The sequence below is a fragment of the Thermococcus kodakarensis KOD1 genome (assembly GCF_000009965.1).
GTDB classification, from domain to species: Archaea; Methanobacteriota_B; Thermococci; order Thermococcales; family Thermococcaceae; genus Thermococcus; species Thermococcus kodakarensis.
The window spans coordinates 2046765-2060173 of sequence record NC_006624.1; the positions used below are offsets into that span (position 1 = coordinate 2046765).

16 protein-coding genes and 3 tRNA genes are annotated in these 13409 nt (G+C 49.4%); 9 read left to right on the plus strand and 10 right to left on the minus strand.

Going from position 1 to position 13409, the window contains the following annotated elements:
* The first annotated feature begins 1 nt into the window (after position 1).
* Complete coding sequence (locus tag TK_RS11350) at positions 2–376, plus strand: DUF2304 domain-containing protein (RefSeq protein ID WP_011251206.1); 375 nt, start codon at positions 2–4, stop codon at positions 374–376.
* On the opposite strand, the gene TK_RS11355 is transcribed toward TK_RS11350, so the two are convergent.
* From TK_RS11355 to TK_RS11370, 4 genes are all read right to left on the minus strand, one after another.
* Positions 373–909, minus strand: coding sequence for a deoxycytidylate deaminase (locus tag TK_RS11355; protein ID WP_011251207.1), 537 nt, complete (start codon positions 907–909; stop codon positions 373–375). The genes TK_RS11350 and TK_RS11355 overlap by 4 nt on opposite strands.
* A 6-nt stretch (positions 910–915) precedes the next feature.
* Positions 916–1695, minus strand: a complete 780-nt coding sequence (locus TK_RS11360) for a M48 family metallopeptidase (RefSeq protein ID WP_011251208.1) — start codon at positions 1693–1695, stop codon at positions 916–918.
* 6 nt (positions 1696–1701) lie between these two features.
* On the minus strand, positions 1702–2067 hold the full coding sequence (locus TK_RS11365) for a BlaI/MecI/CopY family transcriptional regulator (RefSeq protein ID WP_011251209.1): 366 nt from the start codon (positions 2065–2067) through the stop codon (positions 1702–1704).
* 1064 nt (positions 2068–3131) lie between these two features.
* Positions 3132–3209, minus strand: a tRNA-Lys gene (locus tag TK_RS11370).
* Positions 3210–3301: 92 nt separating this feature from the next.
* On the opposite strand from TK_RS11370, the gene TK_RS11375 reads away from it, so the two are divergent.
* The 4 genes from TK_RS11375 to queC are packed head-to-tail and all read left to right on the plus strand — an operon-like array spanning position 3302 to position 5610.
* On the plus strand, positions 3302–4210 hold the full coding sequence (locus TK_RS11375; protein ID WP_011251210.1) for a dihydroorotate dehydrogenase: 909 nt from the start codon (positions 3302–3304) through the stop codon (positions 4208–4210).
* 49 nt (positions 4211–4259) lie between these two features.
* A complete protein-coding gene (locus TK_RS11380) occupies positions 4260–4496 on the plus strand; it encodes an AbrB/MazE/SpoVT family DNA-binding domain-containing protein (protein ID WP_011251211.1) in 237 nt (78 codons plus the stop codon).
* Positions 4484–4894 (plus strand): PIN domain-containing protein, encoded by a 411-nt coding sequence (locus TK_RS11385; RefSeq protein ID WP_011251212.1) that lies wholly within the window; start codon positions 4484–4486, stop codon positions 4892–4894. Before TK_RS11380 ends, TK_RS11385 begins: the two co-directional genes overlap by 13 nt.
* Positions 4891–5610 (plus strand): 7-cyano-7-deazaguanine synthase QueC, encoded by a 720-nt coding sequence (gene queC / locus TK_RS11390; RefSeq protein WP_011251213.1) that lies wholly within the window; start codon positions 4891–4893, stop codon positions 5608–5610. The genes TK_RS11385 and queC overlap by 4 nt, the downstream gene beginning before the upstream one ends.
* Before the next feature lie 94 nt (positions 5611–5704).
* Here the strand turns inward: queC and TK_RS11395 are convergent, their stop codons facing one another.
* Positions 5705–7855 (minus strand): transglutaminase-like domain-containing protein, encoded by a 2151-nt coding sequence (locus tag TK_RS11395; RefSeq protein WP_011251214.1) that lies wholly within the window; start codon positions 7853–7855, stop codon positions 5705–5707.
* A 156-nt stretch (positions 7856–8011) separates the two neighbouring features.
* Between TK_RS11395 and TK_RS11400 the strand changes: the two genes are divergently transcribed.
* Together TK_RS11400 and TK_RS11405 are read left to right on the plus strand one after the other, a co-directional pair.
* Positions 8012–8088, plus strand: a tRNA-Phe gene (locus TK_RS11400).
* A gap of 12 nt (positions 8089–8100) precedes the next feature.
* A tRNA-Gly gene (locus TK_RS11405) sits at positions 8101–8178 on the plus strand.
* A 95-nt stretch (positions 8179–8273) separates the two neighbouring features.
* Here TK_RS11405 and TK_RS11410 read toward each other — a convergent pair.
* The 5 genes from TK_RS11410 to cgi121 form a co-directional block, all read right to left on the minus strand.
* Positions 8274–8591: a hypothetical protein gene (locus TK_RS11410; protein WP_011251215.1), complete on the minus strand. Its 318-nt coding sequence runs from the start codon at positions 8589–8591 to the stop codon at positions 8274–8276.
* Complete coding sequence (locus tag TK_RS11415) at positions 8588–9742, minus strand: MFS transporter (RefSeq protein ID WP_048053896.1); 1155 nt, start codon at positions 9740–9742, stop codon at positions 8588–8590. The genes TK_RS11410 and TK_RS11415 overlap by 4 nt, the downstream gene beginning before the upstream one ends.
* Positions 9743–9799: 57 nt before the next feature.
* Positions 9800–10063, minus strand: coding sequence for a TMEM165/GDT1 family protein (locus TK_RS11420; RefSeq protein ID WP_011251217.1), 264 nt, complete (start codon positions 10061–10063; stop codon positions 9800–9802).
* Positions 10064–10072: 9 nt separating this feature from the next.
* Entirely contained in the window at positions 10073–11251 is a 1179-nt protein-coding gene (locus TK_RS11425) for a pyridoxal phosphate-dependent aminotransferase (RefSeq protein ID WP_011251218.1), read from the minus strand.
* A gap of 86 nt (positions 11252–11337) precedes the next feature.
* Positions 11338–11745, minus strand: coding sequence for a KEOPS complex subunit Cgi121 (gene cgi121 / locus TK_RS11430; RefSeq protein WP_011251219.1), 408 nt, complete (start codon positions 11743–11745; stop codon positions 11338–11340).
* Positions 11746–11905: 160 nt separating this feature from the next.
* Between cgi121 and TK_RS11435 the strand changes: the two genes are divergently transcribed.
* The gene (locus TK_RS11435; RefSeq protein WP_011251220.1) at positions 11906–12097 is read left to right on the plus strand and encodes a ribbon-helix-helix domain-containing protein; all 192 of its coding nucleotides are present in this window, start codon (positions 11906–11908) and stop codon (positions 12095–12097) included.
* Positions 12098–12155: 58 nt separating this feature from the next.
* Complete coding sequence (ftsZ, locus tag TK_RS11440; protein WP_011251221.1) at positions 12156–13397, plus strand: cell division protein FtsZ; 1242 nt, start codon at positions 12156–12158, stop codon at positions 13395–13397.
* Positions 13398–13409 lie beyond the last annotated feature (12 nt).

Below are 13409 nucleotides of genomic sequence, written 5' to 3' on the forward strand. Positions count from 1 at the left end.
CATGTATGTGGCTCAGATCATAGCACTGTTAGTTCTCGCGTACCTTCTCCTTAGAATATATCGCTACTACTCAGAAGGACGGCTGGACTGGCAGAGCGTAATATCATGGGCTCTGCTTGTACTGGTGTTTGTAGTCGTTGCGATCTTCCCAATTCAGGTATCCCAGACGATAAAGGATTTGCTGGGTCTTGGGAGGGGGCTCGATGCCCTTTTTGTGGTATCCATAGGCCTACTGTTTTTTATCGTCTTTGACCTCTACCTGAAAATCGACAAGACTGAGAGGGAGATAACCGAGCTGACGAGGAAAGTTGCTATAGAACTCGAAGAGATCAACGAACGGCTCAAGGCACTGGAAGAAAAAGTTGGAGAGCGCTAAAAGTCCTCCCCAAACAGTTCCTCCAGGAAGAGCCTCACCCTTTCCTTTTTGAGCTTGAACTGTCTGATCTTCACTATTCCCTTTTCCTGTGCCTCTCTCAGGAGTATCTCGGTGGCCTCGTTGGGGTACATTTCTTCGTAGACTATCTCCCTGATGCCCGCGTTTATCAGAAGCTTGAAGCAGGTGTCGCAGGGGAAGTGAGTGACGTAAAGCGTTGCCCCTTCTAGGCTTATGCCCTTCCTTGCCGCCATCGCTATGACGTTCTGCTCGGCGTGGACTGCCCTGTGACAGTGGCCGTCAACTATGAGACACCCCACATCAATGCAGTGATCCATACCCCTCGGTGCGCCGTTGTATCCTGTCGCGAGGATGTAGCCATCTTTCACTGCGACCGCTCCAACTCTAAGCCGCGGACAGGTCGCTCGAAGGGATACCAGCTTCGCTATCAGCATGAAGTACTCGTCCTTGGTCGGTCTGATCTTCTTTATCCTCTCTGCCTTTTCATGATCGAGGATTATCTCTATCTTCGACATACCGCATCACTGGAGGCGTTTGTTGAGGTTTGTAATATACATCGTGATTCTCGTTATCCTCTCCTCATAGGAGGGATGGGTCTCGACAAAGGATACCCACTTAGGCCCTTGGTCTCTCTCTATACTGGGTTCAATACTCGGCAGGGCGTTGATCTTTACATCGGCTCTTAGGTCTTCGTAGTACTTCATCTCTTCGAGCGCCCTTTTGAGGCTCATTGGAGTAGGTAGCAGCCTCAGTGCAGTGTCGTCGGCCATAAACTCTCTCTTTTTCATGAGGCTTATTCTTGAGGCCTCGTAAGAAATGTACAGCAAGGGAGCGATTATCCTGACCGCAAGGTTTCCGCCGATCATCAGCAGAATAGTCGTTATGAGCATTAGATACCGTCCGTACGTGACCATTGGGAACAGCTTTGTGTCCCCGTTTTTTATGTGGCCGAGCTCGTGTGCGGCTACTGCCAGGATTTCATCCTCATCCAGAACCTCAAAGAGCCCCAACGAGAGGACGATATTTCCACCGAAGGAGTATGCGTTGGGGATGTAGTCATCCTGAAGGTACACAGCTGGGACTTTTGTTCCAGCCTTTTTTGACATCTCCACTATGCCCTCGTGGAGCCACTTCATTTCGCTTTCATCCAGCGGTATGAGCCCGCTATTAGCCCCACCTCTGTTCGCCATTAGGTACATGGTCACAAGGGCTAGTGCGGCGAGAAGTGTAGCCGCTATTCCCACCGCTCCTAGAGATAGGTACAGCAACAGCACCTCGAGGGCTACTATGAGGGGTATCATACATCATCACTTTTTCATCCTTGAGAGGTAGGCATAGGTCGCCTCCCTGAAGTTGTTCATTAGGGCATCCAGTATGCTCTTGACGACTTTCTGCTCAAACTCCTCCCTGGTCGTTGTTATTGAGTAAACATACCTCATTCCACCCCTTCCGCGCTCCACCGTTCTCTTCAGCAGTCCTTTCTCGCATAGTCTGTTCATCAGTATGCTGACGGTTGATCTTCTGATTTCGGGGTGTTTCCTCTTCAGCTCTTCATACACCTGCCCAGCAGTCGCGACTTTGAAGCGCCACATAAGCTCCATTATCTCCGCTTCCATCGGTGGAAGAACGGCCTTTATGCCCTCTTCGGTGAGCTTGAATTCGTGGGGTTCCATGATGATCCCTCCTCCTATTGGGGAATAGTAAAGAATACGATAAAAACTTTTCTAGCAAGCTTTTGGGAAAAGCTTCACTAAAAAGTTTGAACGTCTTTGTTAGATTGGCTGAGAAATGAGAAATTCTCCTAGTTCACAGGCGGAGTAATGTGGGTTTTCTTCTTTTTAACGCCTTTCGGGCGTTATGCTACGAGCAAACCCCTGAAAATTGCTAATTGATGAGAAGAATCACTAAAAAACAGGGCGCTTAAAAGGACATTCCACCTTTGATGAAACTTTTCGCCAGCAAGCTTGACCAAAAGCTTATAGCTTTTCTTTGAGGTGGTTTTATTCAGGATTTTCCACTGCTAGCGTGCCTGTTCTTGTAGTGAGAACATGTTTAGGGGGGAGTTTCCTGGAAAGGTGTTTTCTTTCTTTGACGCCCGAAGGACGTTGATTTAGAGTTAAACACGCGTTAACAGGATGAGTTTGAGAGTTCTCACATTCGAGACCAGCTGTTTGGTGGGAAAATCACGATGAATTGGGATTCTAAAAAAGAGCTATGAACCTTGATCAAACTTCGCCAGCAAGCTTTTGGAAAAAGCTTGACTAAAAGGGTTCCCTTCTCCTCAATCTCGCCTGTTAGGGGTGTATGCTCTTATAGAAGGCAAGCTCGCGCGGGTTTAATTCCAAATCTTCCCGCTAATTGTGATTTTGGCTTTCTTTTTAGTGCTCTTTGGGCACTATACAGTGAGAGAATCCTTTGAATCAGGCCAATTGAAAGTAAACCCCTTATAAAATGAGCCTGCTTAAAAACGCATACTATTTTTCCGCCAGCGCTGAAGCTTTTGGGAAAAGCTTCACCAAAAGTTTGAATGTCTTTGTGAGATTGACTGAGTAAGTAGATTCTCGTGATAAATTTGCAGGGAATTTTGGTTTTTTCTTCTTTTTAACGCCCTTCGGGCGTTATACTGTGAGTAAACCCCCTTAAAACCGCTAGTTGAGCATTGAGAATCACTGAAAACTCGGTAGTATAAAAAAAGGACATTCCATCTTTGATGAAACTTTGCCCAGCAAAGTTTCTATGGCGGGCCGGGCGGGATTCGAACCCGCGGCCACGGGGTTAAAAGCCCCGCGCTCTAACCAGGCTGAGCTACCGGCCCATACCCGAATCTTTAACCCGATGAAGCTTTTATAAGCTTTGCCCTCTGAAGACCAAGGGTTTTATATTGGTGCTCATTAAGCAGTGACGGTGGTGACAGTGGCAAAGCTCTCTATAAACCTCTCGGGTCTGGAGTTTGAGAACCCTCTCATCCTTGCGTCGGGGATAAACGATAAGGTCCCGGAGCAATGGATAAGGGCCCACGAAGAGGGAGCCGGCGGCGTAGTTACAAAATCAATTGGAATCGAGCCGAGGAAGGGCTACGACAACCCCACAATCGTCGAACTCCCATATGGGTTAATAAACGCTATGGGCCTCCCAAACCCTGGATGGAAGGGCTTTCTTGAGATGGTTGAGGGATACAGCTTTGACTTCCCCCTCATCGTGTCCATTTTCGGCGGAACGCCGGAGGAGTTCGCCTTTCTAGCGGAAAAGCTGAGCGAAGTTGCCGATGCTTTTGAGCTTAATCTGTCCTGCCCTCACGCCAAGGGCTATGGTATGGAGATAGGTCAAAAGCCAGAGAACGTCTATGCTGTGGTAAAAGCCGTTAAAGACGCCACCGATAAACCAGTCATAGCGAAGCTCACACCCAACATTGACGACATAACCAAGCTCGGCCTAGCCGCTGAGAACGCTGGAGCCGATGCCGTCTCTGCTATAAACACACTGAAGGCAATCGCGATAGATATCTACGCCAGAAAACCCATACTGAGCAATAAGGTCGGTGGCTACTCTGGACCTGGCGTTAAGCCCGTTGCCCTGAGGGCTGTCTATGACCTCGCGAGGACGCTTGACATTCCTGTGATCGGAATCGGCGGCATAACGACCTGGCAGGATGCTGTGGAGTTTCTCTTGGCTGGAGCGTCAGCCCTTCAGATTGGAACCGCAGTTTCCCTTCGGGGCTGGAAGGTGTTCAGAGAGATAAATGAGGGAATCGAGCGTTACCTTAGGGAAGAAGGGTTTTCGAGCGTAGAGGAGATAGTCGGCTTGGCTCTGGAATAATCGAAAGAATTATCTAGTAGGAAAGTCTACTATACTATGGTGAGCTACTATGCCTTTGACGAAGGTCACCCGCAACTACCAGATAACGATTCCGGCCGAGATAAGAAAGGCCCTTGGGATAAAGGAAGGCGAGTACCTCGACGTTGAGCTCAGGGGGGACGAGATAGTGATTAAAAGGGCCAAAAGGAAGTGGAAAACCTTCAGGCTCGGCAGGAAGATAACCGAAGAGGAGCTTGAGAGGCTCGAAGAGGAAGCCATGGAGGAGGAAATGGCATGGAGGCCGTGATAGACACCAACGTTTTCCTATACGCGGCGGTTGAGGAGATGCCCCGCCACAGGGAGGCCTTTGAACTCCTGCACTCCCCCTCTCTGGAGAAATGGATCGTGCCAACCATTGTCATTTACGAAGTCGTCTGGAACTTTAGAAAGCTCGGATTCTCAAGTGAAGAGGCCAGGGAACTCGTAGAGCAGATAGTTGAAGACGAGAGAACAAAACTCGTAGACGACAGGAGGTATTTGATAAAGGCGTTTGAAACCCTCCAAAGCCTTTCCTTGACACACTACAATGACTCGGTGTTGCTGACAATAGCTACGGAAGTTGGGGCCCTTGCAACCTACGACAAGAAGCGTAGGAAAAGAGCTAAGAAACTGGGCATTAAACTGCTTCCAGAGGTGGTAGAATGAAGCGCGCGGTCGTCCTCTTCAGCGGTGGGCTTGACAGTACCGCCTGCCTCTACTGGGCAAAGAAGAACTACGACGAGGTCATAATGCTGACAGTTAACTACGGCAGCAACGAGGAGAAGGTTACCAACAAAGTGGCAGAGTTCTTCTCGAAGGAGCTGGATGTCCCGCTCAAGATAGTTAGGTTAGACTTCCTCGAGGAGTTCTCGAAGCTCCGCGGGACGACGCTCGTCGGCGGGGAGACGCCGAAGGTTACCGGGGAAGAGCTTGAAAACATTGAGGTTGCTCAAGAAACTGCCAAAAGCGTCTGGGTTCCCGCTAGGAACGTCGTTCTGATAGCAGTTGCAGCTTCTCTCCTTGATGCTCTCGGCGGCGGGGACATAGTGGTTGGCTTCAACGCCGAGGAAGGGGCCACGTTTCCGGACAACACACCAGAGTTCGTTGAGAAAATGAACGAGATGCTCAAGTATGGGACAATGGCTGAGGTAAGGGTGGTTGCACCTCTAATAAATCTGGACAAAAGGGGGATAGCAAAACTCCTGAAGGAGCTCGGAGCGAAGTACGAGTACTCCAACTCCTGCTACATGCCGAAGGGCTTCACCGAGGACGGGAAGCCGATCCACTGTGGCGAGTGTGAGAGCTGCGTGAGAAGGCACAGGGGCTTGATAGAGGGCATCGGTGAGGACAAAACCGTCTATGCTGTGGAGCCAAAGATTTAGAGTTTTGTTTCTGTTGTCTTTAGTTTTCTGGATTTCGCAGACAGCGTTAGAAGTCTGGATTAGGTATTTAGACAAAAATAAGCAAAAGGAAGAACTAACTCGCAATCTCCATGACTAGAAGGATTTTCGGCACTGTTATCGTTGTCATTCCGTCGGATACGGTTGTTGGTACGTAGTCAATCAAAAGGTAGAATCTGTCGCATTGCTGTATGACTTCTGCCCAGTTTTCACTGGAGAATGCTGCCATTATCGAGTAATCAACGAGCTTCTGGGCAGTAATGGGGGAGTAGTATAACCAGAAGTATTCGTCGGATAGGTACAACCCCCATCCCCTACTAAATCCTGGAGGCAAGTATGCATTGGAAGGCTCTCCAGTGGATTTCGTGGATTCCATGTCCTGCTCTGCGAGAGATTTTAACCGGGGATCTTCTTTGTACTGGGGGTACAGGAGTAGGAATTTTTCTTTTGCTATTTCCATAATCTGCCTTATGGCCTCTTCGTTTAAGATGTATGCTTTTTCCTTTAGCTCCTCCCCGCTCCATGTCCAAGTATCTGTAACTTCTGGTTCTCCTCTTGTGTTGAGCCTCACCTCGTAGAAGGTTATGTTAGCTATTATCTTTGAATTATTTTTGATAGCCCATGTCCAATAGTAATTACCTATAGGAATTGGGGGCAAATGCTGGTCAAGAACGAATAGTTCCCCCTCTATTTTGACTGCTACTGCAGCATGGCCAACTTTGGAGTTTTCGAAACTGATATCCAACAGGTAAACCGGAGACACTCCCGAGTCCAAGAGCATTGCCGCTGTTAATATTGCATAATCTCCGCAGATACCTTTTTTGTAAACAATAATATCGTTTGGGGCGTAAAGTCTCGTTAGGTTATCATAGAGCTCCTTCTGCTCTGATGTTAGCTTTGACCAGTTGTACACAAGAGCATCAACGTAATCTGCTTTAGTGTACTCATACTCGATATTCTCATCAATCCATTCCAGAATTGCCCAGGCTTTATCCAAAGTTGTGCTGTACTTCGTGAAATCCTTTGTAACTGTTCTGAGCTTTTCCCTGAAATACTTGCTTAATCCTGCCTTAAACGCTTCTTCATTATAGGTGTGCCTCCAATCGTATAATGGGTCAGTACCCAATTGCCCCTCATATCCATCGGGTAGGTAATCCCCGTCCGTGTCGGGATCTAAGGGGTCAGTCCCGTATAATATTACCTCCTGCCCATCGTCTAAGCCATCATTATCGCTATCTGGTTTCAATGGATTTGTTTTGTATGTATTGATTTCTTCCCCATCTACAAGCCCATCTTGGTCGCTATCTTTATTAAGTGGATCCGTTCCCAACGGTAGCTCCTCAGGATCGGATAGTCCGTCTCCGTCGGTATCTAAGGTCAATGGGCTCGTTTTGTACGTTTTAACTTCATCAAAGTCGGAAAGTCCATCTTCGTCTGTATCTTTTGAGAGGGGGTTTGTGCTGAATTCGAGTATTTCTTCTGGGTCTGTTAAGCCATCGTTGTCTGTATCCGTCTTGTGAGGATCAGAACCCTTCTTTACCTCAAGTGAATCAGAAACCCCATCTCCATCGGTGTCAGGATTTAGGGGATCCGTCATATAAGCGGTTACTTCTTGCCCATCAAGGAGACCATCTCCGTCGCTATCTGGATTCAGCGGATCCGTAGAATATCTATTGATTTCGTCTCCATCATTGACTTCATCTTTGTCGGTATCCGGATTCGTTGGATTTGTTTTGTATATCTGTATCTCTTTAGTGTCCATTAGCCCGTCCTTATCAGTATCGGTTGCTGTTGGATTAGTTTTGTGCACCACGACCTCGCTTTTATCGTCAAGTCCGTCCTCATCACTATCTCCAGAGAGAGGGTTGGTTCCGTATGTTTTGACCTCTTCGCCATCTGAAAGACCGTCATCATCGGTGTCTTGGCTTAGGGGATTCGTTTTGTACTCTGAGATTTCATCTCCATCGGTGAGCCCATCACTGTCGCTGTCTATTCGGGTGGGGCTCGTTGCATACAACTTAACTTCTGCTCCATCAGTCAGCCCATCCCCGTCCGTGTCAGGATTAAACGGATCAGTGTGGTACTTTGTCAGTTCCTCCACAATACTGAGGGAGTCATGGTCGTCGTTTTTTATGGCTGCCCCCGCGACAAAAACAAGCATTATAACGGCCATTTCAACTAGATACCTCGCCAATTTACTTCCTCGAGAATATCCATCCTTTGTCACAGAATCACCGATTGTTAATACCTAATTTCAAATTTAAATTTTTTGTAAATGTTAAACGTTATCTTCTGATTGTTAGCAGTGCCATGTTCAATTTTGGATGGGCCAAACCTACCGCAAGATTTATAAATCCCCTTTGTCTCCCTATTTTTGGAGCGTGGGGCGGTAGCTCAGCCTGGGAGAGCGCCGGACTGAAGATCCGGGTGTCGGGGGTTCAAATCCCCCTCGCCCCACCACTTTCTTGCAGTGCGGTGGTAGTCTAGCCTGGTCTAGGACACCGGCCTTCCAAGCCGGTGACCCGGGTTCAAATCCCGGCCACCGCACCACAAAACGTTTTTATCACGTTTCTATCCAGCACTTCTTGTTAGGAGTTTCCCGTGTATTCTTTTCAGTGGATAAGGGTTAGCTGAATACCTTTGGGCTATGTTCTCTCAAGTTCATCCCTTACCTCTTCATCGAGGAGAACCGCCAGGATTAGGCCTGCAAGGAGAGACAGAGTAATAGACGAGGCCGACGGCATCCCAATCGTCCAGATAATTCCAAAGACAAAGTCAAGCAGTGCTATATAAACGGAGAATCTTATCAGGTTTCTTACTCCTCTGAAGATCCCCACTGCAAGAACACCATGGATCAGACCAATGAGGAGCAGTATCCAGTCCGGGCCCCTTAAGAGAGCTAATCCACTGAAGAAAAGGGCGATTAAAAGAAAAGCAAGGAAGAGGGTTGTTCTGGCCTTCATTCTCCGAGCTCCTCCACTGGGAGTCTCATTCTTGAGACCGTTACCAGTGTCAGGATGCCGAGGAGCGGCATTAATGTGAGCTCAGCAAGGGCGAGCTTCTCGCTGATGGAAGCCAGGGCTTCTGTGACCGATGGAGCTATGGCGTTTGCAGAGTTTGAGATAAGGCCAAGGGCGAACGAAGCTTTTGGATAGATGCGCTTTGGATAGGTGGCGGGGGCACTCGTCCAGAAAGCCGGCCCCGTCCCCTGAAGGGCACCAACGAGTACAACGCTCGCGAGAGCCATGGCATAGTTCCCTGCAAGCATTGCCTTTGAGTAGAGGATAAGCCCGATGAAGGCTATTGTGTAGGATATCATCATGACCTGTACGATGGCTTTGAAGAGTCCCCTTGGAGTGGTGTTCTTCTTGGATAGCTGGAAGCCGACGAAACCCATGGCTATGCTCCAGAGGGCCTTTGAGACGTTGAGGGTCGTGCTGAGGTTGGAGACCTGGTCTTTTGTCCAGCCGAGGTCGTAGCCGAGGCTCGCGGAGAAGCCGACTATCGTGAATATCACCCACAGGGCCGGGAAGAAAGTCAGACCAAGGACCCACGTGAAGGGCATCTTCCAGATGTTCACGTCGCTACCCGTCTTCTCATGGATGATCTCAAAGTCCTCAACGAGAAGCCACCAGAGGAGCAGGACGGCGTACATTATGATTGCAGTTACAACGAAGCCCATCTTCCAGCCAACCGCTTCGACGAGGTAGCGGGCGCTAATGCTTCCGAAAACCCCGCCCCAGAATATTCCAGAGAGGATTATGCCCTTGGCGAAGGGTCTTTCTGCGACAAAGAAGCGTGCTATCTGGGTGCTGAAGAGCGGGACAAGGCTGACTACAAAACCCTGGATGAAGCGGAGGGCAACGACGAGGTACCAGTTACCCACGTAGGGTATGAGGAGCTGTGGAATCGCGGCCCAGCTGAGTGCTATCGCGACGCTCCTCTTAAAGCTCCCCTCGTAGAGCTTTGTGTGTCCGAGCAGGAAAGCGACGAAGAGACCAAAGACGTAGGCAACGTGCTGTAGGTCATAGGCCGAGTTGCTTATTCCAAAGTGGCTGATAATATCGGGCTTTGCAACGCCCATCATGCTCAGCGTCCCAAAACCCGCCGTCATGACGAGCGTGTCCAGTATGACCGTTTTCCACCTTTTATCCGCCAATTATATCCCCCCTCACATTTTTCCAAGCAGCATTAAGATGCCAAAGACTATGAACAGAACGCCAGCGCCTTTGTGAATAACTTCAATCGGTAGAACATCTCCAATTTTATCCCCAATAAGGGCACCTATCAGATTAACGGTCGCTAACCCCAGGATAGCCCCCAGAAAGGCGGTTTTCCACCCGTACTTTGAGGCGAAGGCTATTGTCGCGAGCTGGGTCTTATCCCCGAGCTCCGCCAGAAAAATAGAAACGAAGACGGCAAGCAGGTTTTCCATGGAACCACCTCACAGCTTCGAGAGGGCCTCTTTCATTCTCTCCATGGCCTCTATGAGCTTTTCCTTCTCTGTGGCGTAGCTTATCCTTATCCAGCCCTCGCCCTGCCTTCCAAAGGCAGTTCCAGGGATAACCACAACTCCAGCGTTCTCAAGGAGCCACTCGGCGAAGTCTTCGCTGGTCATATCGAGCTCCGGATCAATCTTGGCCCAGATGTAGAAAGCTCCCTTCGGTCTGAAAGGTGTTATGTGCGGCATATCGTTGAGGTACTTGAGGACGAGCTTTCTCCTCTCGTCGTACACCTGCCTCATCCTTTCGACGGCTTCCCAGCTCCTCTTGTCGCGCAGGGCCGTTATGCCCGCTATCTGGATGAAGGACGTAACGTTGCCGATGACATAAGCGTGGAGCTTTATCATATCGCGGATGACCTGCTCAGGCGCTATGGCGAAGCCGAGGCGCCAGCCCGTCATGGCGAAGGTCTTCGAGAAGCTGTTGGCGAGTATCGTGTTGTCCGGGGCGTACTTTATCATTGGGTGGTGTCTGGCTCCCTCGTAGAGGAAGTGTTCATAGGGCTCGTCGCTGAGGATGTAGATGTTGTAGTCCTGGGCTATATCGGCTATAGCCTTCGCAACGTCCTTCTTCATTATAGCTCCCGTCGGGTTGTTTGGGTAGTTCATGACTATCATTCTTGTCCTCTTTGTTATCGCCTCAAGGAGCTCGTCAGGGTCAATGCGGAACTTGTTCTCCTCCCTGAGCGGGATGCGGATTATCCCTGCCTCGGCTATTTTGGCATCTTCGACGTAGCAGACAAAGGCCGGGTCGGGGATTATCACGTCGTCGCCCTGTTCCAGGATGCTCTCGAAGGCGAGGTAAGTAGCCTCGTACGCACCCGCGGTGACTATTATGTTGTTCATATCAACATCAACGTTGTAGAACTCCTTATAGTACTCGGCGATGGCCTCCCTAAACTCAGGGATGCCTGCGTTGGGGGTGTAATGAGTGTAGCCTTCATCAATCGCCCTCTTGGCGGCTTCTTTTATGACCTCGGGCGTGTCAAAATCTGGCTCGCCGATGCCGAGTGAGATGACGTTTTCCATCTTGGAAGCCTTCTCAAAAAGCTCCCTTATCTTCGACCTCTGGAGGATGTTTATCCTGCCGGCCATGAAGTACTTTCTCTTCTTATACCTCATCGATGTTCCCCCCGGGCAGTTCGGGAATGATAAAGGCAGTTATATAAACCTATCCAATAGAATCGCCAAAAATGTTGTAAAAACCCCTATAAAACTTCGACTAAGGCGCTTTTTTCAAAGAATCTTTTCACTTCCTCATCGGAACAGTCCTTGATTTCGATCTCTTCGAGACCAAGGCTTCTTAGAATCTCTTCTGCCTCCGAGTTGTCCCCAAACACTACGAGGTAGTTGGGGCCGTTTTTGGCTCCTACCTCTTTTATTGCTTCCCTTATCTGGTGGGTTCCAGCCAAGCGGAGGAGCAGCTCCCCCCCAAGAGTTTTTGCGTGGGGGGTGCCCCTTTTTACTGCCCTCTCAGCGAGTACTGCCGCGAAGGCCACCGCTCTCCAGCACTCAACGCTAACTAGTTGCACATTCGAACCTAAGTAACCGAGTATATCATCAACATTGTGTACATCGACTCTCGCTATATGTATGCTTTTGGTTACGGGGATCACCCTCAATCACCTGTCTCATCGTTCAGAAATGGGCCTTAAAAGAGTTCTTCAAAAAATTTTTGAAAATCATAATATCAAAATATTAAAATTAAGCCACAAAGTATTTAACTACTTAAATCATTAACTAATTCAGCGGCCTGGTGAACTGGGTGGTGCAGGGATGAGCAGAATGAGGATCATCAGCGTCCAGCTCCCGCAGGGGCTAATAAACGCCATGGATCAGCTCGTCAAAAAAGGCGTTTATCCGAACAGGAGTGAGGTCATTCGTGAGGCCATCCGCGAACTTCTGAAAAAGGAACTGTACCGCCTGGAGACTGAAGAACGCTCAACGCCGGACTACATCATCAAATAAGTGCTAAAATTAGTGATAAAATAATGTTGGAATCTCCGATGGGAGAGGGGGTTGGAAAATGGTGTTTAAACTGCTCGAGCAGGCGGGGATAAAAATAGACCTGGACGATGAGCCAAAAAAAGTTCAAACTGCACCTCAGTTCGATGACGACGATGAGAACGAAATAAGGATAGTTATAGTGGGCGTCGGTGGCTCTGGAAACAACACTATAACAAGGCTTTACGATCTCGGTGTTCAGGGTGCCGAGCTTATTGCCATGAACACAGACGCGCAGGCCCTCAAGCACGCCAAAGCTCACAAGAAACTCCTCCTTGGAAAGGATCTGACCCAGGGAAAGGGTTCTGGCGGCGATCCAGAAGTTGGATACCGTGCCGCAGAGGCGAGTGCACATGAGATAGCCGAGACAATTGGGGACGCTGACCTGGTATTCATAACGGCCGGAATGGGTAACGGAACTGGTACAGGTGCCGCTCCCGTCGTTGCCAGGGTTATAAAGGAGCGCGCCCGCCACAACGGCCGCTTTAGAGAGCCTCTCGTCATAAGCGTTGTTACCTACCCGTTTAAGAACGAAGGAAAGATCAGGGAAGAGAAAGCCAAAGCTGGAATAAAGGCCCTCCTGTACTATTCGGACACAGTCGTAATAATTGAGAACGACAAGCTCCTCCAGCTCGTCCCCAAGCTTCCGATCAACGCGGCATTCCGCTTTGCGGATGAGATTATAGCCAGGATGGTCAAGGGCATAACCGAAACTATAAAGCTCCCGTCCATGGTGAACATAGACTTCGCCGACGTTTACAGCATAATGCACAACGGCGGTGCTGCCCTCATAGGTATCGGTGAAAGCGACTCAAGCAACAGGGCCGTTGACGCCGTCAAGAACGCTCTCCAGAACAAGCTCCTCGACGTGGAGTACGGCAGTGGAGAGAAGGCACTCGTCCACTTCACAGTTGGTCCCGACGTCAGCCTCGGTGAAATCAACGAGGCCATGAACATCGTCTATGAGAAGCTTGGCGAAAAGAGCGAAATCAAGTGGGGTGCCAGGATAGACGAGGACATGGGTAAGATGGTCCGCGCCATGGTCATAATGACCGGCGTCAAGAGCCCGCACATCCTCGGCGGTGAAACAGCCCTCCAGCTCCCAGTGAAGGAGTCCCTGCTCCCAGCTGAGCCAAAAGCAGGATTCAACTCCTTTGAGGACAAGATATACAAGGTGATATCTCGCAAGTCCGACGAAAAGCCGGGAAGTGACATGAGGGGATACATAAACAAGCTCCTGGCCGATTTCGACGATCTCAGCTGACTTTTATTCCTT